This window comes from Paenibacillus sp. BSR1-1, assembly GCF_030403775.1.
Classification (GTDB): Bacteria; Bacillota; Bacilli; order Bacillales; family Cytobacillaceae; genus Neobacillus.
Map to the genome: position 1 here is coordinate 416,526 of NZ_JAQMWQ010000002.1, position 24,774 is coordinate 441,299.

Annotated in this window: 17 protein-coding genes, 1 pseudogene and 1 riboswitch; of the genes and pseudogenes, 16 read left to right on the plus strand and 2 right to left on the minus strand. The window is 41.1% G+C overall.

Translation table 11 applies throughout. From position 1 onward, the window contains the following. Window positions 1-7 precede the first annotated feature (7 nt). The 7 genes from PH210_RS05410 to PH210_RS05440 all read left to right on the plus strand — a co-directional run bounded on the left by PH210_RS05410 (window position 8) and on the right by PH210_RS05440 (window position 12,768). Window positions 8-181 (plus strand): hypothetical protein, encoded by a 174-nt coding sequence (locus PH210_RS05410; protein WP_289983646.1) that lies wholly within the window; start codon window positions 8-10, stop codon window positions 179-181. Further along, complete coding sequence (locus PH210_RS05415; protein WP_289983649.1) at window positions 160-582, plus strand: NAD(P)/FAD-dependent oxidoreductase; 423 nt, start codon at window positions 160-162, stop codon at window positions 580-582. Before PH210_RS05410 ends, PH210_RS05415 begins: the two co-directional genes overlap by 22 nt. Before the next feature lie 5 nt (window positions 583-587). After that, window positions 588-860 carry a hypothetical protein gene (locus PH210_RS05420; protein WP_289983651.1) on the plus strand — a complete coding sequence of 91 codons (273 nt, stop codon included), beginning with the start codon at window positions 588-590 and terminating at the stop codon, window positions 858-860. A gap of 253 nt (window positions 861-1,113) precedes the next feature. Next, entirely contained in the window at window positions 1,114-3,351 is a 2,238-nt protein-coding gene (locus PH210_RS05425) for a vWA domain-containing protein (protein WP_289983653.1), read from the plus strand. Window positions 3,352-3,376: 25 nt separating this feature from the next. After that, window positions 3,377-6,736 (plus strand): tubulin-like doman-containing protein, encoded by a 3,360-nt coding sequence (locus tag PH210_RS05430; RefSeq protein WP_289983655.1) that lies wholly within the window; start codon window positions 3,377-3,379, stop codon window positions 6,734-6,736. A gap of 24 nt (window positions 6,737-6,760) precedes the next feature. Then, on the plus strand, window positions 6,761-8,926 hold the full coding sequence (locus PH210_RS05435; protein ID WP_289983657.1) for a hypothetical protein: 2,166 nt from the start codon (window positions 6,761-6,763) through the stop codon (window positions 8,924-8,926). Continuing rightward, complete coding sequence (locus PH210_RS05440) at window positions 8,923-12,768, plus strand: hypothetical protein (protein ID WP_289983659.1); 3,846 nt, start codon at window positions 8,923-8,925, stop codon at window positions 12,766-12,768. Before PH210_RS05435 ends, PH210_RS05440 begins: the two co-directional genes overlap by 4 nt. 126 nt (window positions 12,769-12,894) lie before the next feature. Here the strand turns inward: PH210_RS05440 and PH210_RS29900 are convergent. Then, window positions 12,895-12,963 (minus strand): annotated as a pseudogene (locus tag PH210_RS29900) (YjcZ family sporulation protein); the annotation flags it as partial. A gap of 650 nt (window positions 12,964-13,613) precedes the next feature. On the opposite strand from PH210_RS29900, the gene PH210_RS29710 reads away from it, so the two are divergent. The 9 genes from PH210_RS29710 (at window position 13,614) to PH210_RS05490 (ending at window position 23,606) form a co-directional block, all read left to right on the plus strand. Continuing rightward, complete coding sequence (locus tag PH210_RS29710) at window positions 13,614-13,883, plus strand: hypothetical protein (RefSeq protein WP_354669962.1); 270 nt, start codon at window positions 13,614-13,616, stop codon at window positions 13,881-13,883. Window positions 13,884-14,069: 186 nt separating this feature from the next. Then, on the plus strand, window positions 14,070-16,007 hold the full coding sequence (locus PH210_RS05455; RefSeq protein ID WP_289983664.1) for a putative thiazole-containing bacteriocin maturation protein: 1,938 nt from the start codon (window positions 14,070-14,072) through the stop codon (window positions 16,005-16,007). Continuing rightward, a complete protein-coding gene (locus PH210_RS05460) occupies window positions 16,007-17,947 on the plus strand; it encodes a TOMM precursor leader peptide-binding protein (protein WP_289983665.1) in 1,941 nt (646 codons plus the stop codon). Before PH210_RS05455 ends, PH210_RS05460 begins: the two co-directional genes overlap by 1 nt. A 22-nt stretch (window positions 17,948-17,969) precedes the next feature. Further along, window positions 17,970-19,550, plus strand: a complete 1,581-nt coding sequence (locus PH210_RS05465) for a SagB family peptide dehydrogenase (RefSeq protein WP_289983667.1) — start codon at window positions 17,970-17,972, stop codon at window positions 19,548-19,550. Between the two features lie 80 nt (window positions 19,551-19,630). Continuing rightward, window positions 19,631-19,739, plus strand: a riboswitch (TPP riboswitch). 2 nt (window positions 19,740-19,741) lie between these two features. Then, a complete protein-coding gene (gene tenI / locus PH210_RS05470) occupies window positions 19,742-20,473 on the plus strand; it encodes a thiazole tautomerase TenI (RefSeq protein ID WP_354669963.1) in 732 nt (243 codons plus the stop codon). A 1-nt stretch (window position 20,474) separates the two neighbouring features. Further along, window positions 20,475-21,614 (plus strand): glycine oxidase ThiO, encoded by a 1,140-nt coding sequence (thiO, locus tag PH210_RS05475; protein ID WP_289983669.1) that lies wholly within the window; start codon window positions 20,475-20,477, stop codon window positions 21,612-21,614. A gap of 2 nt (window positions 21,615-21,616) precedes the next feature. Next, the gene (thiS, locus tag PH210_RS05480; protein ID WP_289983670.1) at window positions 21,617-21,820 is read left to right on the plus strand and encodes a sulfur carrier protein ThiS; all 204 of its coding nucleotides are present in this window, start codon (window positions 21,617-21,619) and stop codon (window positions 21,818-21,820) included. Window positions 21,821-21,822: 2 nt separating this feature from the next. Further along, on the plus strand, window positions 21,823-22,590 hold the full coding sequence (locus tag PH210_RS05485; RefSeq protein WP_289983790.1) for a thiazole synthase: 768 nt from the start codon (window positions 21,823-21,825) through the stop codon (window positions 22,588-22,590). After that, window positions 22,587-23,606 carry a thiazole biosynthesis adenylyltransferase ThiF gene (locus tag PH210_RS05490; RefSeq protein ID WP_289983671.1) on the plus strand — a complete coding sequence of 340 codons (1,020 nt, stop codon included), beginning with the start codon at window positions 22,587-22,589 and terminating at the stop codon, window positions 23,604-23,606. The genes PH210_RS05485 and PH210_RS05490 overlap by 4 nt, the downstream gene beginning before the upstream one ends. Before the next feature lie 141 nt (window positions 23,607-23,747). On the opposite strand, the gene PH210_RS05495 is transcribed toward PH210_RS05490, so the two are convergent. After that, a complete protein-coding gene (locus PH210_RS05495; RefSeq protein WP_289983672.1) occupies window positions 23,748-24,710 on the minus strand; it encodes a helix-turn-helix transcriptional regulator in 963 nt (320 codons plus the stop codon). Window positions 24,711-24,774: the final 64 nt, after the last annotated feature.

Sequence of the window (24,774 nt, forward strand, 5' to 3'; positions counted from 1 at the left end):
CAATAAAATGAAAGAAGAATTCATTTATTGGGAGGGGACTGCCATAAATGCCTATGTGCTGGGTTTTCAAGAGATCGACCATACAACACTTATGGCTGTTGGAGGCAAAGGGCTAAACCTTGGGGAACTGTCGAGGATTGAAGGAATTCTGGTGTCATTATGGATTCTCCATGGGCCATAACGGCCATTTCACAAAAACAATTTTGGAACGGGAAGGATCTCCAACAGTATGGGGATGGTCAGGTGAGGGGCATTATTTCGGTTGATATTTCGGAATGGTACAAACCAGGCATCCTGTTAGGAAAAAAGGCAATCGAATGCACCAAAGAAGAAATTAAAGATGAAGTATGGGAACAGCTGAAAAAAGCTTTAAATCACGAAAAAGTGCTGCTTAGGGACGAGGATGTTCACTCTTGGTTTTTGGATCCGGACATCCATTTCGATGATTCTGGCAACATGATCAATAGTGAGCCATTGCTCATAAACGAAGTGTTTGCGTGGATCTTAAGACCCTATGCTTTCACTGGTATTCCCAATCTCTTCCTGGCATCCGATTATGTGCGTACGAATACGGGGATCTAGCGTCGATGGAAGCCGCCAATGAGGCAGCACGAAGAGCGGTGAACGGTATCCTTGATGCAGCTGGTTCAAGAAAAAGGAAGTGCAAAATCTGGGACATGTATAAATTTGACCTATTAACCCCCTGGCGTGTTCACGATTGGGTACGCTATCGGAAAGGGCTCCCCTGGGATGGAGGCGCTTCCTTCTTTTCAAGGGTTGTCAACTTGCTTCTCTATGCAGGCAAATATGCATGGGGAAAAGCCAAAAAGTTCAACTGGTTTCTGAACGTATGGAAATAATAAGGTAATAGATTTGAAAGAAGAAACGGAAAAAATTCGATCCAAATAATCTTTTCAACTACATCCAAAATAGTAAGCGAATAAAGTAAAGAACCTTCCCTCAGCCCATTTATCATAGGGGTTGAGGTTTTTTTATTAGTTATAGATTACAAGCATGGGTCATAACCAATGGACTTCCTGTATAAAATAAAATGAACTATCAAAAAATGTAAATTTACCGTCTGTGTTTGTTTACTTGAAGGGAGTTCAATTAATGAAAGGTAAGTATAAACAGCTGGTTGTGACGTTAATCCTGTTAATTTATCCCTTTGCTTTCTTTACTGTTAAGGCTGAAGCGAAAATGGATCCGCGGATTCCCAAAAATAAGATTGTTGCGCTTGTATATGATGATTCGGGTAGTATGTGGGAACAATCTGGAACAAGTGGAAAACAGCCCATTGATAATTGGAAATATGCGAATTATGCTCTTCAAAGTTTCACGGCTCTATTAGAGAAGCAGGACCAGCTAAAGGTGGTATTTATGAGTTCACCAACTGTCGCGAATCCTATTGAATTAGATGAAAGACTTCGGCAGCACGAGATTGATCAAATTCGCGCATGGCAGGGAAAAAAAAACACTCCATTGGCTTCTTTACATACGGCCATAAATGAATTGAATAAAGCGGCAGAGAATAATAGAAACTCAGATTTTTGGCTAATCGTATTAACGGACGGAATTTTTAATGAATTGAACCATCTTGACCCATCTATTCCGGCCACCCAAATTGATGCGGATAAGAAGGCACTTTTCTCTAGTTTACAAGATTTGAAGGCGAAGGTGGAGAAAAATGGAACCAGTATCCACACCACCCTGATCCCCATTGAAACCTATTTGAACCCTGAAGAATTATCGATTATGGCTGATTTTAAACGGCAATGGAAGGAAAGCTCAGGCGGACTTGTCTTAGAAAGCAAAGGGCAGCTGGATATTATTCAACGGATAAATGAGGTGGCTGCCCTCATGACGAATCGTGATCCAGACGAACAGGAGCAGTTTGATTTGAATCCTGTTTGGAAGGGGAATGAATTAGTCCTAAAATCGCCTTTCCCGTTAAGGAGAATTACGCTCCTTGAACAGTCAGCGGAAGAAAATGCGTCCTTTCAAATGAAGGAATTTTATATGAACAACCAACGAATTGAAAAGGGGATAGAGGGGCCATTTAAAGTGAAAACCCCTGATGACCCTGCAAAATTAAATCCACCAATTCGGGGAACCTTCACACACTTTAACAACGTGAATGGTGATGGCGTGATCGAAAAAGGCACCTACAAAATTGTCTTTGATAAGAACCTAACTGAAGAACAACAGAAGAATATTGAGGTAGTAGCCGAACCTGCAATTGATTTTAAAATCGGTTTCCATAAAATCAACAGCAATGGAAGTCTGACGAAGGATCCTTCCGTGTTCTTTAAAGGCAGTAAAATGAGGGTAGAAACAACATTGTTGAAAAGTGACAGCTCCGATGAAGAAATTGATATCCGCGATATTGATGTGGGAAGTTTGTTTGAAGTGGAAGCGAAAATAGGTCCAAACAGTCTTCCGCTTCAATATGATCGTAAACTTAATAAATTCATAGGGGAGTTTACAATACCCAACAATGAAAAAATTCCTGTAAACGTAAAGGTCAATATAAAGGGATTCTATCAACAAGAAAAAAATACGAGCCTGCAGGTACTTCCTACTCGTAAATTGAGTTTAGTCGCCAATACCGATTCCTGGACTGCATCGTTAGACAAACTGAATCAGGCACACCCCCTTGTGATCACTCCAATGGTTAACGGAGAAGAAATCACCGCCGAAGAGCTTAAGAAGATCATGAATCAACTGAAAATAGAATCACCGGGCCATATAAAGATTGAAAAGAAACAAAAAGGAAATCAAATTTACATTTATCCGAAGAGTTTATCTCCTATTTTTCGAACCTCCGTGGGGGAAGTTCCCCTGCATATGACGCTGCAAGGCCAATACCCTAATGAAGTCGCCGAAGGCACTTTTACACTGAGGATTGAAGATATCTCGTTTTTTAAGAAATATGGCAAGGATCTCGTTTGGATTTTAATCTTGCTGGCCCTAATTGTGTATTTGATTGGAATCATCATTAAACCGAGGTTTGACAAAAACCGTATTTCCATAGAATACAAGCAGAGCCGAAGAAGAGAAAAACTGCGAGAGGCACGGGTGATGACAGAGAACTTCCATACCAGCTGGGTACAAAGATGGCTGGTACCCTATCTAGCTGAAAAAAAGAGGATCAGTGATTTAGTATTTAAAGCGGATCGAAAGAAAGACCGGGTGCTGCTGGTAAAAGAAAGCCAATACGCTGACTTGATTGTGAGACATGAAAAGCTTTTGGATAGAAGTAAAAAGGCAGACATAGCGATTTATCATAACGATGAAATCCAAATTGAGAGAAGTAACAACTATTTGGTATACACATTTAAATCCCATTAAAAATTCCTAAGAGGGGGCAGCCAGCATGAGCTTTAACGTTCCAACAATTTTAATCGGTTTAGGCGGTATAGGCAGTAATATTGCCAATATGGTATATGGTCGTATTCCCCCTGAGCAGCGAGGAAGAGTGGCCATCCATGCGTTTGATACGGATGCCGGCAGCATTGCTCAATTGGATCATTTACGAAACTGTGCGACACAAACAAGCACGAACCATTCTGTTAATGAATATCTGCAAGCGAATAAAGAAGTCATAAAATGGTTTCCGAATAATCCTCAAATCAAACGGAAAACGATGACAGATGGAGCCGGCCAGGTTCGGGCTGTTTCAAGACTCGCCTTTCGCTCAGCGATGTCTGAAGGGAAACTGAATGCTTTGTGGGACGGCATTGAACGAATATTTCCAGTGGATAGCGATTCAAGATCGTATAATGTCCGGGTGATTATTATTAGTTCCTTAGTGGGAGGAACCGGCTCCGGGATCTTCCTGCAAATTGCTCTCTATTTACGGGAAATGCTGGAGCGGAAGTTAGGGTCGGAAAGTGTATTAATCCGCGGCGCTTTTTTACTTCCTGATATTCTAGTAAGAAGTAATACGCTGGACCAAAATGAGTGGGAAGCCGTCCAAGGGAATGGCTACGCCAGTTTAAAAGAACTGAACGCCATTACCTTAAGTGCATCCGGCAATCATAAGCAAAATGTGACGATCGAACTGGAGTATCGCCCCAATCAGATTGATTTAGAGGGCAGGACGGCACATGCGATTACCGATAAGCATCTTCCATATGATTTTTGCTTTCTTTTTGATTACGAAAATACGAAAGGGCAGCATTTGACAAATGTTTCCGAGTATATGGAACAGGTGGCACGTACCGTGTATCTGCAGCTCTTTAGCCCGATATCGGCAAAAAGCTTTTCACAGGAAGATAATCAAATAAGAAGCTTAGTAGAATCAAATGGGCAGGCTAGGTACTGTGGGTCTGGTGTCGCTTCCTTAACCTACCCGTATGAAGATATTTTGGATTATTGTGCATTACAATGGTCTGTGAATGGACTTAATGACACATGGCTTCGATTAGATCAGCTTTTTCATGAAGAAAAAAAGCGCCATGAAGATGACGAAAGAAATGGAATCCATCATGAAAAGCCACTGATCAGAGAGCTTTATGTGAAATACTTTGATCAGATTGTAAATAACCAAGAAAAACCCAATCCCTTTTTCCGCCAGCTTGATATGCAAGTTCACCAAATCGAGGATAAAGGAAAAAAAGGCTCTTCGAAGGCAGATTTATTTTTGCATGAGGTGGAGGAATATGCCAAAAGGGTAATCAAAGAGGATGAAGAGTTAAAAGAGGATTATGAAGAGCATTGTAAGCTTGATGCAGGAAAACTAAAAATAAAAGATCAAGCAAAACAAGAAATAAACCGGATGGAAGCAGCCTTGGAAGACTATGCCAAAGAGATTAACAAGAAAATCAATGAAAATAGTCATTTCATTGCCTACCAGGTAATCGATTCTGATTATCATTCGCCTAATGGCGGGGACGGAAGTAGGTTTCATTTAAACACGTGGCTGCTGAAAGAGGAATCACCCATCCATCCGGTAGGGGTACGCTATATCCTTTATAGCATTCACAATAAACTAATCAAGAAGATTTCCAGTTTAAGAGAAGAGAATCGTCTCTTGAAGGAGCAGATGAATCGATATCAAGACATCTATGATTTAGACCGCAATGATGGTGACGTAGACGATGCAGTCCGCCGCGTTGATAAAGCCTTAAAGCAGGGGTTCCTTTCTAGTATGTTTAGAAATAACTTTAAAGATTTTATCAATGAATATACGGAAAAGGCCACGCATCAGTTTAATACGCTGAACCGTTACAAATATTCGATGCTGCTAGAACAAGTCTTTTCAGCTCTCAATCAATCCATTAAGGAAATGATCGGGGATTGGCAAAGATTCTTTGACAATTTAATGGAGACAAAAGAAACGCTCACAGGTGAGATTTATCAATTGGCCAGGAAGTTCGAGGGCGTCAGTGACCCGACAAAAACCTTCGTTCTGGCAGATAAGGAAATGCTGGAACAAACCTGGGAGCGGATTCGCCAATCGGTGGATAATGGGTTCTTACCGGAGAGCATCTCTCAAAAGATTTATTTAAGTCTATACAACCGCTTCATCGAGCGGAAAAATAATCGCGGCTCAGAGGAATTTTATAAGGAAACAAAGGTAGAAGAGTTTTTTAAAGAAAATGTGGTGGCGTTCTGCCGGAAGGAATTGGCCAATAAGCATCAGGATCAATTGGATTTAACCATAATTCAAGCATTAAAAATAGAAGCAGGCCGATTAGGAAAGGATGTGGACGATTACCTTTATCGCAAGATTAAGGCGATCGAGGAGCTTGCACAGCCTTTTGTTCCCATCACGAGTCATTATCGAAGCTTGAAGTTTTGGGGACTCCATTCTGAAAGCTTTAATCTCCTCAGCGAGATGGAAAAGAACGAGTTATTTAATGATAAGCAAATTGTTGAAAATGCGTTTGAACGGAATGAAATCGTTTGTTATCGTGCCCATTATGGATTATCGGTCAGTGACTTTAGCAAATTTTCTTCTGGAAAAAATGGCAAGCCGCCAGGAGTGTATTATGAGGCCTATCATCGCTTAGTGAACAAGCTTAATGAGGATGAAAATCGTACGATTACGCCTCACCTGGATCGAAATTGGCATCTTCCTGCCTATATGCCCGACTTAAATCCAGAACGGGCTGAGCTTGAAACCAATCGCACGGACCGAGCTTTAATCCTTGGGGTGATCTATGGGTGGCTCCAGCTGGTCAACTCAGATGGGAAAAGAGTCTATCAATATAGTGGAAATCAGGGCACTAAATTATTACTGAAATTCGGAGAAAAGGTGGAAGAAGATACGTTTTTGCTTCATGAAGCCTTACCGCATAATCCTGTCATCTATGATGAAATTTTAGAAAGATTCCAAGAAACGCAGGAAAATCAAATAAAAAATAATCGAAATATAGAAGAACACGATTTTATCCTGGGAGCATTAGAAATCTCAAAAGTAAAAAAAGAAGGAATCAGAAATATTTTAGATTTGGTGTTGGCTTATGATCTGGAATTTATCTCCGATCCTTCCTTAACCGTAAGGGCTGATCGGTTACGACAATGTTTGTTAAATGAAATCGTCGAATACTTTATGAAGGTTATGAAACCGGACTCAGCTAAAAGGGAAGCGGCGAAGTTGATTAAACGGCTCTGGGCTGAATCACTTGTCAGATATAAAACAGCCCAGGATACAGAAGAGTTTAACAAGTGGATGAATGATATTAATCATAAAATGAGTTCATTAAATCAAGAACAAGTAGTTGTATAAGCTTGTGATAAAGGACTGATTCTGATGCACTCCATTGTAATACATTTCGGCAAAAAGTATGAAGATTGGCATCTCGTTGAGCCATTTTTTTATAAGCTGCAGAATCATAACGAAGTAATCTTTTACTGGGAGGAGGAATCCTCCTCTGAACGTCTCTATTCCTCATTAGTGGATAGAATGATTGAGCATTTAGACCGTCTTCGAATAAAGGATTGGCAGTTGATTATTCTCTTGAACCTAAATGATGAACGAAATCGACATTTACGTTTAACGACGCAGCTATCAGAAATAAGGAGACAACTACTTTCCCCTTTAAAGGACAAAGGTTTTCATCCGCTTCAAACCCTATTGCATTTAGTTGACATGATCAAAAGAAATTCTCATTACGCTCCAAACGAGGCAGAGTTAAAAAGGTGCTGGGAGCTGGATCATTTTGGCTGTCTAGAATCAGACCAACTAGCTTTTGGAATGGGCAATGCCTTTACGAAACAGGAAATAAACAAGCTGGATGAAGAATGGGGAGACACCATCCAGCTCCAAGATATTGTTTTAGACCAGCCAGATCATGAATTCATGTTGGCTTTAAAAGAGAAATGTGACCGGGTGAGAAGCTGTCTTAAACAGTTGATCATTCGAAAAAAGGAGCTTTTGGTGAATCTAGGAGAGGTTCAGGCTCATGATTATTGGATGACCTCTCGGCAGCTCGAGATTGTGCTGGAAGATTTTAAGAATAAGCTGAAGCAAATGATGACGCCCCCTTTGACGCAATCGTTAACGAACTTTTCGCCATCAAAAGAGCTTTCAAGCAGTTTGAAATTTCATGTGGGAATCCAAAGTGAAATCGGTGATATTCGTTTAATTCGTCAAGAAATCGACCAAAGCTCTCAACGGGAAAGAATGAAAGGGTATTTGGAACTCGCCTATTTCCTTCTGACCATATGTCACCATCCCTCCCTTATTGAAAGGATGGACAAGGGAAGTGCGAGTGTGATCCAGGTGACGTTAGAAGAGGAGCGTTTAGAGAAATTACTAAAAAATTATTATATTAATCTGGTAAAAGTGAAAAAACAAATAAAGGATCAACTATTACTCCAAAATCAGTTTCATACTAATCGGTTTCGGGATGATGAATTTGCCCCATATACGGCGGCAGCGATTGAAAAGAATAGGGATTTCAATCCACCACTCTCGAAACATCCAAGGATTACGTATCATTTCTTCGACCAATGGCAGGATCAGCTTTATAAAGCAGAAACCATCCTCCTAGATCGCGAAAGGGAACTTCTTCGAAAATCAAGAGAAGCCCTTAAAAAATTGAATGTAGTAAAAAGGAAAAATGAATTTTTGGAAGAGGAAGAATGGATTGAAATCAATGATTATAAACAGGAATTGGTTGAAAAGATGAGTCTTGTGCACCAACAGGTAATCGACATAGTGCCTTCTTCGTCAGAAGCTCTTTCTACCTGGAAAAATCAGGTGCCAGGAGCGAAAAAGAAGATGCATTTTCTCCTAGAATTGATTCCTAGCCAGCGCCAGTACCAGACGATGGGAGCACTCATTTTTTTCATCTTAATCCTTCCTTTCCTGCCTCTGTGGGCAGCCACTGCATCTCAGAGAGGATGGACATTAAATTTTGCGATCGTCTTTGTTGTCATCCTTGCTGTTATCTGCCTGGGGTATATTTTGACAAAACGAACTTCCCATCGACCGATTTGGAAATTTCAAGAACAAACCTATGAGCACATTGAAAAAATATATCAAATGCAAGTGAATTCACAGCATCAATACAATCATTACCTAAAACAGTTATTCAAGCTTTTTTCGTTACGAAAATATCACGAAAAAGTATCCAGCATTGCAGAAGAGAAGAAGGAACAGAATCTGCTCCATCGCTATCACCTTATTAAATTAGAAGAATTTGCACATATGGCAAACCGGCTGCTTCATATTCTGCAAATGAATATCGAACAGGACTCGGTTAATAAAGATCGAAGTGTTCCGGCTATTAAAATGGAAAAGAGTGTAAACGAGAATCCTATATATTCCCCCTTTCAGCAGTCTGGCTTGCAGGAGGCTGGGAGAAATGGGATCGAAGTATACCTTGGCAGTGCGATTGAACAATATCAATCAACCTATTTCAATGAAATTGATCAAATTCGGATCCAAGAGGATAAGGTGTATAAACTATGAACCTACTCGCTTTATTGTTAGGAAGTCTAGTCGTCTTTGTGATCAGTTTCATCCTCCTTTATACGGCGAATTATTCTCAGGAACAGCGATATAAACAACTTTTGCTCCCGGCCGCAGCCCTATTCACTTCCATACCTTTACTTCTATTCGATGATAGTCTCACTCGTTTTTTTGAAAAATTCCTGGATGAAAAGATGTCTAATTTAATACCTTATATTCAGCTGCTACTCAATCTATCGTTTCTGTTTGCATTTCTGTTTGTAAAATGGTGCTGGAGAATGATGGGGAGGCTGTCTGTACAACAACCGGAACAAAAGCCGATGAAGTACCGCTGGCTAAGCTGGATCGATACACTTCCGAAAAAAGCCAAAGCAATCTTCTATCCGGAAGATCTCGTAAATAGAACAAAAACGAAGCTATTTGCGCCGGGAACTGTTTCGCTGGTGTATATCAAAAGCCGGGGACAGATCCTTTTGAAAAAAGAATGGACGTATCTTTCATGGTTTTTCAAATATGCTAGTATTTTTCCCATTGGTTTACTGGTGCTCCTTATGATAGCCAGTGTATATCATTTATCGTTGATTCAGTATTTGCCAAAATATCCAATAATCTCCATTGTTCTGTTAATGGAGATTTCCTGGTTCTTAAATGGGCGAAAGGCGGCTTATAGTGAAGGCTTCATTGATGGGCACGATGCCATCCCAACAAGGCTTGCCTCCTATGAGGAGTTATTTAAACAATACAAGGAATTATGGGGAGACCGCTTATTGGCAGATGGAATTATAAAAGAAAATAAGCTTTTTCCTCACCGAACCAATCATTTTTCTTATGAAAATCTCTCGTCTGATCCTGAGCATCAATTGATTATGAATACCATTTGTGAGGGAATAAAGAAAAGGAACTTGATCATTGATGAGAGCTATACGAGGATGATGTTAGAAATCATCCAAGAACATGATGTGTTGATTGAGGATGTCATCTACGAGGATTTCTCTTCCTATTTTTTTCCGGCAATGTACCATTTGTTGACGCAAAATAAGAAGATCTTACTCATCGCCCATAGCCATAATGCTGCAAAGGAAGCGGTGGAATGGGTAACGAATGGAATTAGCGAAGTAGCCGGGAAAGATCAAGTCTGGAAGGTTAGCACTTTTTTAGATGCCCTCGAGCAAAACCTCAATTCCGATGTCTTAGTTGTTTCACCTGATATTTTGCAGGAGAACCGATTCTTGCAATACTTAAGCCAGTTAGAAAAAACAAAGAGATTGGAAGGCATTATGCTATTACAGGGAGAAAAACTGATTCCGGCCTATTCCACCATTCTGCATTCGTTTAACTTGAATGTAAGGGAGCTAATTGGCAAAAAACCGCAGTATATCATTTTAACGGAGTGGTATGAAGGATTAGAGCAAGTTATCCGTACGGTCTTGCAATGCGAGCCAAGAGATCTCGTCGCCTCCTCGAGCATAAGTCAAAATTTACTCTATATGGTTTGGAAAAAAGAAGGAGAACATATATTTCAGCAAACCATCCTTCCGAAGATGTCGCACCGGCAATTAGAAGCGGAAGTGGTATTATCTTTGCCAGCTATAAAGGCAAATATTGAACCCGTTCACTTCATCCATCAGCGGAAGACCACTGTGAAAGAAAGCATACAGGAAATCATGGATGCGAAGTCGGCGTTATTTGAGCTTGGATTTGATTTAGATACGTTGGATCATTTTTCAAAAAGGATGAGAATCCATGATCGAAATCTTTCCATTCCTAGTGATGATTTCTCCTTTCTACTCATTCGAGACCATCACTATAATTTAGTCGATCGGTTGAATATGTGGAAAGGTGCCGGTAAAATGGCCTCCTTTGTCCATATCGTATCCCCGCCTTATTTAATTCGGGATTATTTAGCAGACCAGTTAGAATTTTATATGAGCACCAATAGGACCATTGCTCCATTGGCTCCACGCTTATCCCAATCAGTTTGGAGCCTTGCCTTTTACCTTTTAGAGCGATTATGTCATTTTTACCTGAACGAAGAAGAAATAAAGAACTACTTAAGTAAGGCGAAAATATATTCCTACCGCTCGGTAGTAGAAGGTGTTCACGAGTTATTCTCGATCGCTTTTGGTCCTAAATTGGCCTACCGATTGAATATCGAATCTAGAGAGTTAGTAAAGTTTGACCGCACGAAAAGGGATTTTATAAGGCAGACTCAATTTCGGATTCCGTATACAGCTAAGGAAAAGATTTTACCAACAGGGTTCCGTTTTATTGAGATCAGGCATAACAACAAGTGCATTTCGGAGATTTTTGAAGGGCATTTCTATCAACAATACCTGCCGGGCCAATTTCATTCGTTTAATGGGGAACTCTACAAAATCCAAAAGGTCGATCTGGAGCAAGGAGTCGTGGAAGTCAGCTTTGAACCGCTTTTTGAGCAGAAATATTACCGGCCTAGAATGGAATATCAAATACGTAAGTTGATAGATGCAGGCTGCCCTGAGAATAAAACCATTTCATTTGACCGGGTGGAGGTCAGCCTTCGAGAGATGCAGGCGGATGTCAGAGTTTACACATGCGGTTATGTGGAATTAAGTCAAATGTTGAATCTAAAATCGATGAAGGTTCATTCCTTCCATCAAGATGAAGAGATAATAAGGCAGTACGAGAACGGCCATCTACTTAGAATGGTGATTCGTTCAAAAGAGGGAACGATTCAAAACCCGGCTCAAATTAAATTTACGCTCACATTATTATTGAATGAGTTGTTTTTGTCTTTATTTCCGGAAACACATCATTTTGTGAAGGTTTGTACCCAATTAGATGGTTCATTTTTTGATGAGACAGACACCATATCTAAAAAGTTACAACTGATTACACCTTCCTTCCGGATGGATGGTGAGACGGAAGACGAAGGGCAGATTATCATATATATGATAGAGGATTCTCCTGTCCACCTTGGAATTTTAGATGCGATTCGCAATAATTGGGAACATATCTTTGATATTCTAAATGACTATTTGTATTGGTTATCAAATGAGAGTAACGGGACTAGTCATTACCTTCATTTTGGTTATGACAGGTATCCAACCGAACTTGCCTTACGTGAAACCTATTTAATGATCGATGAGCTGTTAACAAGGAAAAAACTGCGGGAAGTACGAACAGAATATCTCGGACGGTTACAAGATCGTGACAACCTAAAAATGAGCGGCGGCGTTACTCAATGTGTGTTCTGTGGAAATGTGTTTTCTTCCACTCAAATTCATCAACTCGATGATGGCAGGCAAAGATGTTTTACCTGTAATGAGACAGCCATTGACGATGTTTTACAGGTTGAGCCACTCTATAACCAAGTTCGTCAATTATTCACTGAATTATTTTTAGTACCTTTGCCAGCAGATATAGAGCTGTCAGTGGTAAGTGCAGCCGAGATCCACAAGATAAGCGGCTTACCTTTTATTCCGGAAGCGGGGCAGCCTCGTTTAACCGGGAAAGCAAGCATGGATGTTCATGGAAAGCTTAAAGTATTTGTAGAAAATGGGTCCCCAAAAATCTATACGCTCGCTACTTTAGCCCATGAATTGACACATATTTGGCAGTTTGAAAATTTAGAGGTGGAAAAGCTAACGCATGAAGAGATTGAAGGATTTGCCTCATGGGTCGAAGTACACATGATGACCCATCTGGGAGAAATCCCTTACGCCAACCTGCTGAAACAACAACTCTTAAACCGGGAAGATGAATACGGCAGGGGTTATCGTCTCATCGTTGAAAAATTAGCTAGACAATCAGATACGGCTAATCCATTTGAGTTGTATGCTGCTGAAGAGGTTGGGATGTAAAAGATTCCACAGGGACGGTTCTCATGGCTCAAAATATGTTCGTGCAGACCAGAAGAACCGTCCAAATAAAAAAGACTCCAACTGGAGTCTTTTTCATATTCCAAACGACTTACCCTGCCCCATCTATTAGATGAAGGACGCTCCTACAATGATAAGAAGTATGAACAATACTACGATTAAAACAAAGCTGTTGCCAAAGAAACCTCCGTAGCCATAACCTCCGTAGCCATAACCGCCGCATCCGAATCCAAACATATTTATCACCACCCTTTATTTTTCTAAAGAGAAAACCTTTTCCATATATATATATTTTTTTAGAGATGTAGCGATTGGACAAACATCATAGTGACAAAAAAAATCAGTGTTTTCTTTAAAAGTAAAGAGACGTCTGCAATACGGGCAAACGTCTCTTTGGAGGTAAATATCTATGTCTTTGGCGGTGGCAATAATAATATATGTCAGATTATTAAAATGGAGTGGACAAGTGCTGATTTTTAGTAATTTAAAGTAACAAATCAACCTATCATAAAGGTGCTCGTTCGCTTTAGTCCTCAAAAACGGAATGTTTGGCGTTCAAAATATCTCAACCAATTTGGTTTGGGTCCTTTTTTAATCAGTGATCAGTGCTTACTGTAATGAAGAAACATTTTCCGATAATGAAATAGGCTTTTACATCAGTAACAAGGACCTAAAAAGAATCATAATTTGTTTAAGAGAGTACGAGAAGGAGCCTACATGGGTTCACTAAAAAAATTCAAGTCTCTTTACAGGTGGATAACCTGATTATAAATAGCAAAGGGGAGGAAAAAATGCAGAATTTCCAAAATGATCTTCAATCGTTAGGGATGGATCCTTACCAAGTGGGTCAGTTAGTTCCTATGGATTATACTCAAGATCCTAGCTTATTATTTGCCGACAGGCGTTGTGGTGGCTGTGGTGGCTTTGGTCGTTGCGGCGGCTTTGGTCGTTGCGGTGGCTTTATGTGCGGTGGGTTTGGCCGTTGCGGTGGCTTTGGCCGTTGTGGTGGCTTTGGCAGCTGCTTTGGTTTTAGTTGTTTTGGTATTGGTTTTAGCTGTTTTGGTATTGGTTTTAGCTGTTTCGGTTTCTGGTGGTAGAAAAAAATTATTGAAAAAAATGCCTCTGAAACAGGGGCATTTCTTTTTTAGCGAACCACAAGTCCGACTCTTCAAAATAAGTGCTTGCCAATCGGCAAGTTGGCTTTATTTACTCATATTGGACAAATAAAAGTACATAAACTGATAGTGCATATCTACGAATAGTTTGAACGAAGGAGGAGCTGAATGTCAGAGCTAAACACATATTCACGTCTAAAGGTGAAAAGGGATACCTTTTATTTACCTGATCCACAAGGTGGTGTGTATTTTAGAAATAATCAAAGTTCATTCCGTTTGGAAGGCGGTACCATCTATCAATGGATTGAAAAACTGATGCCAATGTTCAACGGGGAGCAATCATTAGAACACATAACAGAAGGATTAACTCCCCCATATCGTAACAGGGTATATGAGATTGGAGAAACATTGTACAAGAATGGTTTTGTTCGAGATGTAAGCCAAGATCATCCCCACCAATTAAATAGCAGCATTCTCGAAAAATATGGTTCACAAATTGAATTTATCGAGAATTTTGTAGATTCCGGTCCGTACCGTTTTCAACAGTACCGACAGTCTAAAGTTTTGGCTGTTGGCTCTGGATCCTTTTTGGTTTCATTGGCAGATGCCCTGCTTGAATCTGGGCTTCCGAAATTCCATTTCATGATGACGGATTCGGTACCTGCAAATGAGGTACGGATTCATGAACTCGTTCAAAATGCCCGCAACGATGACTCTGAGGTGATGGTGGAACAAATACCATATCACTCTGATGGCGGGAATTTTTGGCAAGAAGCAGTAAAGCCCTATGATTGGATCTTATATATCTCTCAAGATGGAAATGAAAAAGAGCTTAGGGAGCTAAATAGGGTGTGCAAAGAGGAGCGGAAGGTATTTGTACCGGCCATCTGCTTAGATCAAGTGGGGCTTGCTGGTCCAGTGGTTCATCCTGAATCAGAGGGATGCTGGGAATCCGCATGGCGCCGAATCCATCAATCTTTCTTGCAGTTAGACCGACAGCAGCCATCTTCTTCGGGAACAGCCGGAGCGATTCTTGCCCATGTCATGGTATTTGAATTTTTTAAAAAGGCTGTAGACATAGCAGACTCCAATCAGAGTACCCAATTTTACAATCTTAATCTTGAAACACTGGAAGGAGACTGGATTTCATTTATCCCCCATCCATTGGTTGCGAATTATGATGTTTCGCCTCGACTACTGGAAGATCTCGATGTAGGTTTAGAGCAAGAAGAGAGTGAAAAGGATCCAAATCATAACCTCTTGGAATATTTCAATCTATTAACTTCTGTAGAAACAGGTATCTTCCATATCTGGGAAGAACGAGACCTGAAACAGCTTCCTCTATCACAGTGCTATGTTCAAGCCGTTAATCCAGTTTCAGAAGGACCGGCAACTCTCCTGCCGGAGGTGATCTGCTCTGGATTAACCCATGAAGAAGCAAGAAGGGAAGCAGGACTTACAGGTATAGAAATGTATGTCTCACAAATGATAAAGGAACTCACAGATCGGAAAAATAGTGTGAATATTCACAATCGATTCATGGGCGTAGGTGCGGGAGAAACAATCGAAGAGGCAGTTTGTCGAGGTCTTCAGGCCTATATTGATGAAGAATTGAGACAAAGAAAGGCCAATCATAACAGCACGATTTATCAAATTCCACTGGGTTCGATAGAAGATCAACAGTGCCGATTATATTTAAATGCCTTGACTACCTTAAATGGTGCACCGACAATCGGCTTGAAAGAGGATATTCTAGGATTCCCTGTCATCGGGGTACGATCAAATGGCCGTTGGTACACAAGGGCAGGTTTAAATACGGCATTGGCGTTACGGTATTCCTTACAACAGGCGCTGTTGGATGCGCAAAACGAGTTGAATGTTGCCGATAGGGAAATGGAGTCAGCTGTTTTTCTGAAAGAAAAGAAATTTAAGCTCGAGATCCCCTCATGTGCAGAAATAACAAAATTGGAGTTATTGCAATCTTCTTTACAGGTGTTGAACAGAAGGAACAAACAGCTATTTATCTATGATCTTGCGTTCGAACCTTTTTTAAAACAAGGTTTGGCAGGAGTGTATGGTGTACAGGTGCGAGAGGGGGAATCCTGATGGCTGCCCAGATTCTTATTGAGGGACAGGGATTATTAGCGGATTTTGTCTCTGATCAATTGTCCCTCAGCTATCACGTTAAGCGTCAAAGCCAATTAGAAGAAATCCCTGAAGACATAGAATTCGCGATTGTCCTAAACGATGCCTGGAATCCTTTGGATCATAAGAATGCGGAAGAAAGATTCAGGGAAACAGGAATACCGTGGCTTCGAGGATTTATTTCCTTTGGGGAGGGGATCATCGGTCCAATCGTACGTCCCGATAGACCGGGATGTTCGCGTTGTGCTGACATCAGGCGCGTAATAGCTGGACCCGATCGCCGTGAGATGTGGGGATTTCAGATGAGCAGGGTTAGAGGAGAAGGTGGAATAAGGGATGCTTGGGCATCACGAACGGGTCTAGCGCAAATCGCCGCGTTGATATGCAGCGAAGTACAAAAAGTTTTTCAAGGGGAACCCAGCCATTTGGAAGAAAGAGTTTTCATTACGAACCTGAGGACGTTAACGAACTCTCTCCATCCATTCTTGCCAGATCCATTATGCCCCATCTGCAGTCCATTACCGGATGACACACCGGAGTTGGCTCAAATCAAGTTGGAATCCAGTCCTAAAATAAATGGTATGGGTTATCGCACACGTTCGATGGAGGAATTGAAACCGTTCCTCGTCAAGGATTACCTCGATTATCGCAGTGGGGTGATGAATGGTAAAATGCAGGATTTCTCGCTGCCGTTCGCGGATGTATTAATAAACATGCCGCTGTTTGAAGGGGATGAGGGAGTAGCGGGAAGGTCTAATTCTTATGAAATGAGCGAGCTGACTGCTATTTTGGAAGGCTTGGAACGATATTGCGGGATTGAGCCGCGAGGAAAAAGAAAGATCGTTCGTGATAGCTATCACAATTTAGAAAAAATAGCATTAAATCCAGCAACAGTAGGTTTACATGAAAAAGAACATTATAAAAAGCCTCGTTTTCCGTTTAAAGCCTTTCATCCAGATACCCCGATGAATTGGGTCTGGGGCTATTCGTTCTTACAAGAGCGTCCTATTTTGGTACCGGAGTTACTAGCCTATTACAGTTTGGGTTTTGGGGAGTGTTTTGTTTATGAAACCTCTAATGGATGTGCATTAGGGGGAAGTTTAGAGGAAGCGATTTTCCATGGGATCATGGAAGTCGTTGAGCGGGATTCCTTCTTGTTAACCTGGTATGCTAAACTTCCTCTGCCGCGCCTTGACCTTCATTCTGCCGACGATAAGGAATTACGGCTGATGGTCGACCGAGTACATGAAGTGACAGGATATGATCTTCATTTTTACAATTCGACGATGGAGCATGGAATTCCAAGCGTATGGGCAGCAGCAAAAAACAGAACATCCAAGGGGCTAAACCTGATTTGTGCAGCCGGAGCAAACCCTGATCCTGTAAGAGCCGTAAAAAGCACGATTTACGAGCTTGCAGGAATGATGGGTAAACAAGACGAAAAATTGGAAATAAACCGGCAGAAATATGTAGATATGCTGCACGATCCGTTCGCAGTACGTACGATGGAGGATCATGGACTGCTGTACGGTCTTCCTGAAGCGGAAGAACGGCTGGATTTTATATTAGATGATAAGCGTCCATTACGTACGTTTGCTGAGGAATTCAAGCAGCCTCCAGCCAATTCTGATTTGAAGGATGATCTATTGGATATTTTAAACAGATTCCGCCGCTTAAACCTAGAAGTCATAGTGGTTAATCAAACAACACCAGTGATAGAACGGAACGGATTATTCTGTGTAAAGGTTTTAATTCCAGGAATGTTACCAATGACGTTTGGTCATCACCTTACCCGTGTGAAAGGGCTGGAGAGGGTACTCAAAGTACCGATGGAGCTAGGATTTAAGAAGACACCGTTATCATACGAACAACTAAATCCATATCCTCATCCATTTCCATAATTGAAGAGTAGGAGGTTTAAGTTTGGAGCTCGATACATTTCTACACAATTTGCATTTTGACCAGGAAAAAGTCTTTCCGCCTGATTGGCAGGTGGACTGGGAAGATGGACCCCTGCCCTATAAACTGTATCGCGGCTTACCAGTGATTCCTCTCAACACAAAAAAACCTTTATCCCTCAAGCGAGGAGATTCCCAGCAAAAACCAAGTCTGGAGGAGTTTGGCCATTTCTTATGGTATGTATATGGCCTGACACAATATTCACAAACCGCAATAAACGTTGGAACGGTTGAAAATGATGTCATGTTTGCCCAATCAAAAAGGAGATTTGTTCCCTCCGGAGGAGCGTTGTATCCCAGTGAATTATATGTTTATGTAAATCTAGAGGGAGCTCCAAATGGAATTTACCATTACGATGCGGCCCATCACCGCCTTGTTTTGCTGCGAGAAGGAAACTACGACTCCTACTTATCTAGAAGTCTTGGTAACGGTTATGATATTTCAAGCAGTTTTTGCACCGTTTTTGTCTCAACGATGTTTTGGAAAAATTTCTATAAATACAATAACTTTTCTTATAGGCTCCAAGGGTTAGATGCAGGAGTGTTAATAGGGCAAACGTTGGAAGCGGCCGATCAGATGGGGTTTTCCTCTCGCGTCTGCTATCAATTTCTTGATCCGGCCATCAATCATTTACTGGGATTATCTGAAAAGGAAGAAAGTGTATATGCGGTTATTCCATTAGCCCTACAGCAGCCTATCCATTATGTTGACAATGAGAATAATCGAGATATTGTTTCTGCGGCTGAATTATGCAGGGAAATTCCCATGTTGAAACATGTATATTATAACCGATCAAAGCGAGTCCTTGATTATCCGATGCTGAGAAAACTTACTGAGGCATCGAGGATAGAAACGACTGAGTCATTTGTGAAAATCATGAAACATAAAAGTGAAACGCTTTTGTTAAGTACTGAGATGTTATTTTTGCCCTTAACAGAACGCTTATCGTACAATTTCACATCTATTTGCAGGGAGCGCCGTTCACCTGATAGCGATTTTGTTTTGAGAAATGTAAGCCAAATTCAACTTTCGACTTTGTTAAAAGAGACATTTTCCTTCTCGTATCAAAATGACCTTGATGAAACAGAAGGACAGATAGGGACTCGTTTTTCACTGTATGGCAGTTTTTATAACGTCGAAGGCGTTCCAAATGGTACCTACTCCTATGAAAATAGTACTCATGCACTGCGGAGAATTAATCAAGGTGATTACCGGCAGCTTTTACATTTTGGATTAACAATGCCCAATGTGAATCTGTTTCAAGTTCCGTTATGTATGCATGTCGTGGGAAACAAGGATTACAACAAAGATGAGTTGGGGTATAGAGGATATCGTATTCAACAAATGGAGGCGGGCATTCTCGTGCAGCGGCTGCTCTTGATGTCGGGTGCCTTAGGGATGGGGGGCCATCCATTGCTGGGTTTCAATGTGAACCAATGTGATGAACTTTACAGGATCAATTCGAAAGGGAAAACCAGCTTGATTAAAATCCCGGTTGGAACCTATCGTCCTCGCGCCTGGTTACAGGGAAGTTTGCTAAGCTAGTATAAAAAAGTTATTTATCTTTTCTAATAGAAGTGGTAACATTATCCTTATAGGTTAACATGACAAATGAATATTTTAAGCAATTCCGCTAGAGGTGCCTTTTTAAAGGGCTGAGATTGAAGTGTTACTTCGGGACTCTATGAACCTGATCTGGGTAATACCAGCGTAGGGAAGTGGAAACTGGATATTTGATGAACCATCGTTTCTATTCAAATTTTCGACCACTTCCTTACCATTTGGAAGTGGTTTTTTGTTTTTCACTTTATTTCTTAGATAACTGGAATCTTCTTAAAGGGGGGACTTGTATTTTCACTAGTATTAATGGTAAAGAGTTTCATATTATCTCCAATGGAAAAATGCCGATCGAGCAATTATGTGAAATGGTAATGGATATTCACCCATATGTAACCGCGATTCACTTACGAGAGAAACAAAGATCAGCAAGGGACCTTTATCAAGCAGTTGAACTTTTAACAAAGAAAAACATACCCCTATCTAAGATCATGATTAATGATCGGGTCGATGTTGCCTTCGTAACAAGGGTCAGGGGAGTTCAATTAGCCTTTCATAGTTTAGAGGCAAACCTTGTAAAAGAAAATTTTCCTCAACTTGTGATAGGGAGTTCCATCCACTCCTATGAGGAAGGAGAAAAAGCAAAAGAGAACGGTGCTGATTATGTCTTATACGGCCATGTTTTCCCATCCCAATCAAAGCCAGGAATGAGACCTAAAGGACTAGAGGAATTATCTAGGATAACCAAACTGGACATTCCAGTGATTGCCATTGGCGGCATAACACCCGAAAATACGGGGCAAGTACTTCAGGCTGGGGCAAAGGGGATTGCAGTCATGTCAGGAGTTTTAGAAGCGCCCGATCCGTTATCCGCTGTAAAAGCTTACATTCATGCATTAGAGGAGGGATAAAGTGGAAAATTCTTTTGATGTTGCCATCATTGGTGGAGGAATTAACGGGACCTCCATTGCCTATCAACTATCCAAAATGGGAAGAAAAGTAATCATCATTGAGAAAGATCAATTGGCTTGCCAAGCGTCAAGTGCGGCCGCCGGAATGCTGGCAGCACAAGCGGAGATTGAACAAGACGGACCTTTATTCCAGTTGGCTTTAAAAAGTCAGGCGATGTTTCCTGCAATCACAAGTGAGTTATATGAATACTCAGGAATCGATATCGAATATGTGAATAAAGGGATGTTCAAAATTGCTGAGACCGAAGCAATAGCAAACGAAGTAAAAATGCAGGTCGCCTTCCAAAGGAAATGGGATCCAGCGATTAAATGGCTGGATGCAAAGGAATTACAAGAAATGGAACCATCCCTTTCGCCAAATGTAGTCGGAGCGATGTATCTCCCTAACGATGGACATGTGCAGCCAACAAAGTTAACCGAAGCGTTTGCCAAAGCGGCTGTCTATTTTGGTGCGGAAATACGCGAAAACACGGAAGTCCTTTCGTTTATTTTTGAAAATGGACAGGTGAAAGGGGTTAAAACTACCCAAGGCATCATACATAGCGAGCAAGTGGTCATAGCAACTGGGGCTTGGGCGGCGAAATTAATGCGTGAATCTGGGCTGGATATTAGTGTTTACCCTGTTAAAGGGGAATGCTTTTCGATAAAAACGGATAAACCGATCATCAACACGACGATTTTTTCCGATAAACGCTGCTACTTGGTCCCAAAACGAAATGGGGAAATTTATATTGGGGCTACCATGGTTGAACATACCTTTGATAACAAGGTAACGCCAGAAGGAATTGCTACATTAATAGAAAGAGCTTCTCAACTTGTTCCCGAGATCAAGGAGGCAGCATGGGAGCGGGTGTGGTCGGGAATTCGGCCGCAAACTGCCGATGGACTTCCTTACCTTGGTGAGCATCCCCACTGGAAGGGACTGTTTGTTGCCTCAGGGCATTTTCGAAATGGGATTTTATTAAGTCCGATTACAGGGAAACTAGTAGCTGATCTATTGGCAGGCAGATTGCTAGATGAGAGTCTTCTCTCAGCATTTCAACTAGAAAGACATAAAGAAACGATAGGTTTGGGAGGTTAAATATGAAGGTATTATTGAATGGTGAGAGGGTCCAATTGCCAGAGCATGTTTTGTTTGTTTCAGATGTTCTTAACCATTATGAAATCCACGATAAAGTCGTTGTCGTAGAAGTGAACGGTGAGATATTAACCAAGTTAGAGCACCAAAGTACTAGATTAGCAGATAAAGATAAAATTGAAATAGTCCATTTTGTAGGAGGCGGTTGATGATGTTAAAAATCGGTTCATTATCCTTTCAATCTCGTTTGTTACTGGGAACAGGAAAGTATCCAAGCTTTGAAAGCCAGAAGGAAGCCGTGGAAGTTTCCGAAGCAGAAATCCTTACGTTTGCAGTTAGACGTATGAATATTTTTGAATCAAGCCAGCCGAATTTTTTAGAACAGCTAGACACCAATAAATATACGCTTTTGCCCAATACTGCAGGAGCAAAAACCGCAGCGGAGGCTGTCCGGATCGCCAAATTAGCCAAAGCTTCAGGCCTATGCGATATGATTAAAGTGGAAGTGATCGGCTGTGATAAAACATTGCTCCCTGACCCGATTGAAACCTTAAAAGCCACAGAGGAATTAGTGAAGGAAGGATTTATTGTCCTGCCGTATACCTCCGATGATGTGGTTTTAGCCAGGAAGCTTCAAGAAGCCGGTTGTCATGCTGTCATGCCAGGGGCATCGCCAATTGGATCTGGTCAAGGAATTATCAACCCAGTTAACCTGAGCTTTATTATCGAACAAGCGGTCGTTCCTGTGATTGTGGATGCAGGGATTGGCTCACCAGCGGATGCGGCTTTGGCAATGGAATTAGGAGCGGATGGGGTGTTATTAAATACGGCTGTGTCAGCGGCCAAGGATCCAGTAAAAATGGCCAAAGCAATGAAACTAGCGATAGAAGCGGGACGATTAGGCTATGAAGCCGGCCGAATCGAGAAAAAGAGATATGCAACAGCAAGCAGTCCAAAGGAAGGAATGAGTATCGGGTGAATAATCGGTACTCAAGGCAAGAGCTATTTTCACCGATTGGAAAAGCAGGGCAGCAGCGAATTTCCAATAAACACGTACTCATTATCGGAGTGGGAGCACTCGGGTCAGGATGTGCGGAAGCACTCGTTCGAGCTGGAATTGGAAAACTAACCATCGTGGATCGTGATTATGTGGAATGGTCCAATTTACAGCGGCAGCAATTATACTCAGAAGAAGATGCCAAAAACCGGATTCCCAAAGTGATCGCAGCCAAAAATCGCTTAACAGATATTAACTCGTCAGTGGCCATTGAGGCCATCGTCGGGGATGCTACAGTCATAGAGCTGGAAGACTGGGCTCAAAAAGTAGATTTGATTATGGATGCAACAGATAATTTCGAAACCAGAATGATCATCAACGATGTATCGCAAAAAGTGGGTGTCCCATGGATTTACGGTGCTTGTGTTGGAAGCTATGGAATTTCCTACACGATTATTCCTGAAAAGACACCTTGCCTTTCGTGTTTATTAGATACGGTTCCTCTAGGGGGATTAACTTGTGACACAGCAGGGATTATAAGTCCAGCAGTGAATATGGTCGTTTCTTATCAAATAAGTGATGCCTTGAAAATTTTGGTCGGTGATATGGATTCATTAAGAAACAAACTAGTTTCTTTTGATTTATGGAAAAACCAATTTAGTGCCGTCCAAGTGGATAAATTGAAAAAGGCGGACTGTCCTTCTTGCGGGAATGAACGCTCTTACCCTTTTTTATCCTTTGATAATCAAACAAAATCAGCTGTCTTATGCGGGAGAGATTCTGTGCAGATCCGACCTTCCATTCCTACCGTAATGGATTTAGAAGCGTTAGAAATCATATTGGCGAGAAATGGCGGAACAGTACAGCGAAATTCTTTCCTTTTATCTTATACATTAGACTCACACCGATTAGTCGTTTTTAAAGACGGAAGGGTGTTAGTCCACGGAACGAAGGATATTTCCGAAGCAAAGGCGCTATATCATCGATACTTGGGTTAATTTTATTGATGAAAATAAAGATACATTGAAAAAGAAGAACTGCCTATAATAGCAGCTCTTCTTTTTTACTTGATGAACGGCTTTTTATTGCTGGGCGAATAACAAAAAAGGTAATCGGGTATAAAGTTAAAAAGATTATGCTTATTGGCAGTATAATCCTAATCTTTCTTGTAAACCTTCTAAGACTTCTTCTGGCATTTCCCTGACCTTAATATCCCCACCTAGAAAAAGGAGCCAATTTGTTATTTCGGCCAATTCTTCGGGCTTATGAACATTGATAAAAGTCTTTAGAATGGCTGTGGCTTGGTATGGATTCGTATAGGAAATGGAAACATTTAAAGGATGGTATTTTCTGAACTGGGCAATCGCTTTTGGACCAAGTTCAAGGACTAGGTTGATTACTTCTTCCTGCTTACTTAGCTTTTCTAAAATTCTTTTCTTACTTAATCTTTTTTTCGTTGGGTAGGGTATGACATTGGTGAGATCGTCCACAGGAAAAATCTGCTTCTTTTCTTCGTTTAAGTCAAACCCTTCAATCATCCAGAGGCTTTTCTCACGATAAAGGTGCAAGAGATAAATTGGATAAGACTTTATTACATTCTCTTCGTTGATGGTAATCAATAAATAGCGATCCAAAAGAAGGATTTGAATTAGTTCTTCTAACATCGGATGAGGGAGGTCTGACAGATCAAGCAGGTCGGGATTATGGGGATTGGTGCCTTCAAATAGCAAGATTTGATTTAAAAGAACAAGGTCATCCTGCTGGTTTTTTGAGATGAGGCCCAGTAATTTTTCAGCTAAAGACTGACGACTCTTTAGATAGGGGAGTTGTTGATTTCTCGTGGCCATAAAGGCAATAAAAAGAGCCTTGACCTCATTATCGGTAAAGCGAACATCGGGCAGGACAGAGTTGTGCATGACAAAGTAGCCCCCATCCCTCCCAACTTCAGCGACAAGCGGCATCCCCATGGCTTCAATTTCTCTGATATCTCTAATTGCGGTTGAACGAGAGATGTTAAATTCTTGCATGATTTCAGAAATTGTAAAGTGAGCGCGGTTGTTGATATACCGCATAATGATATTAATCCGTTCAACTTTTTTCATCGGGACTCCTAAACAGTATCATTTTTTGACATGATTTAAGGCTATGATAAAGCTATCAAGTGAA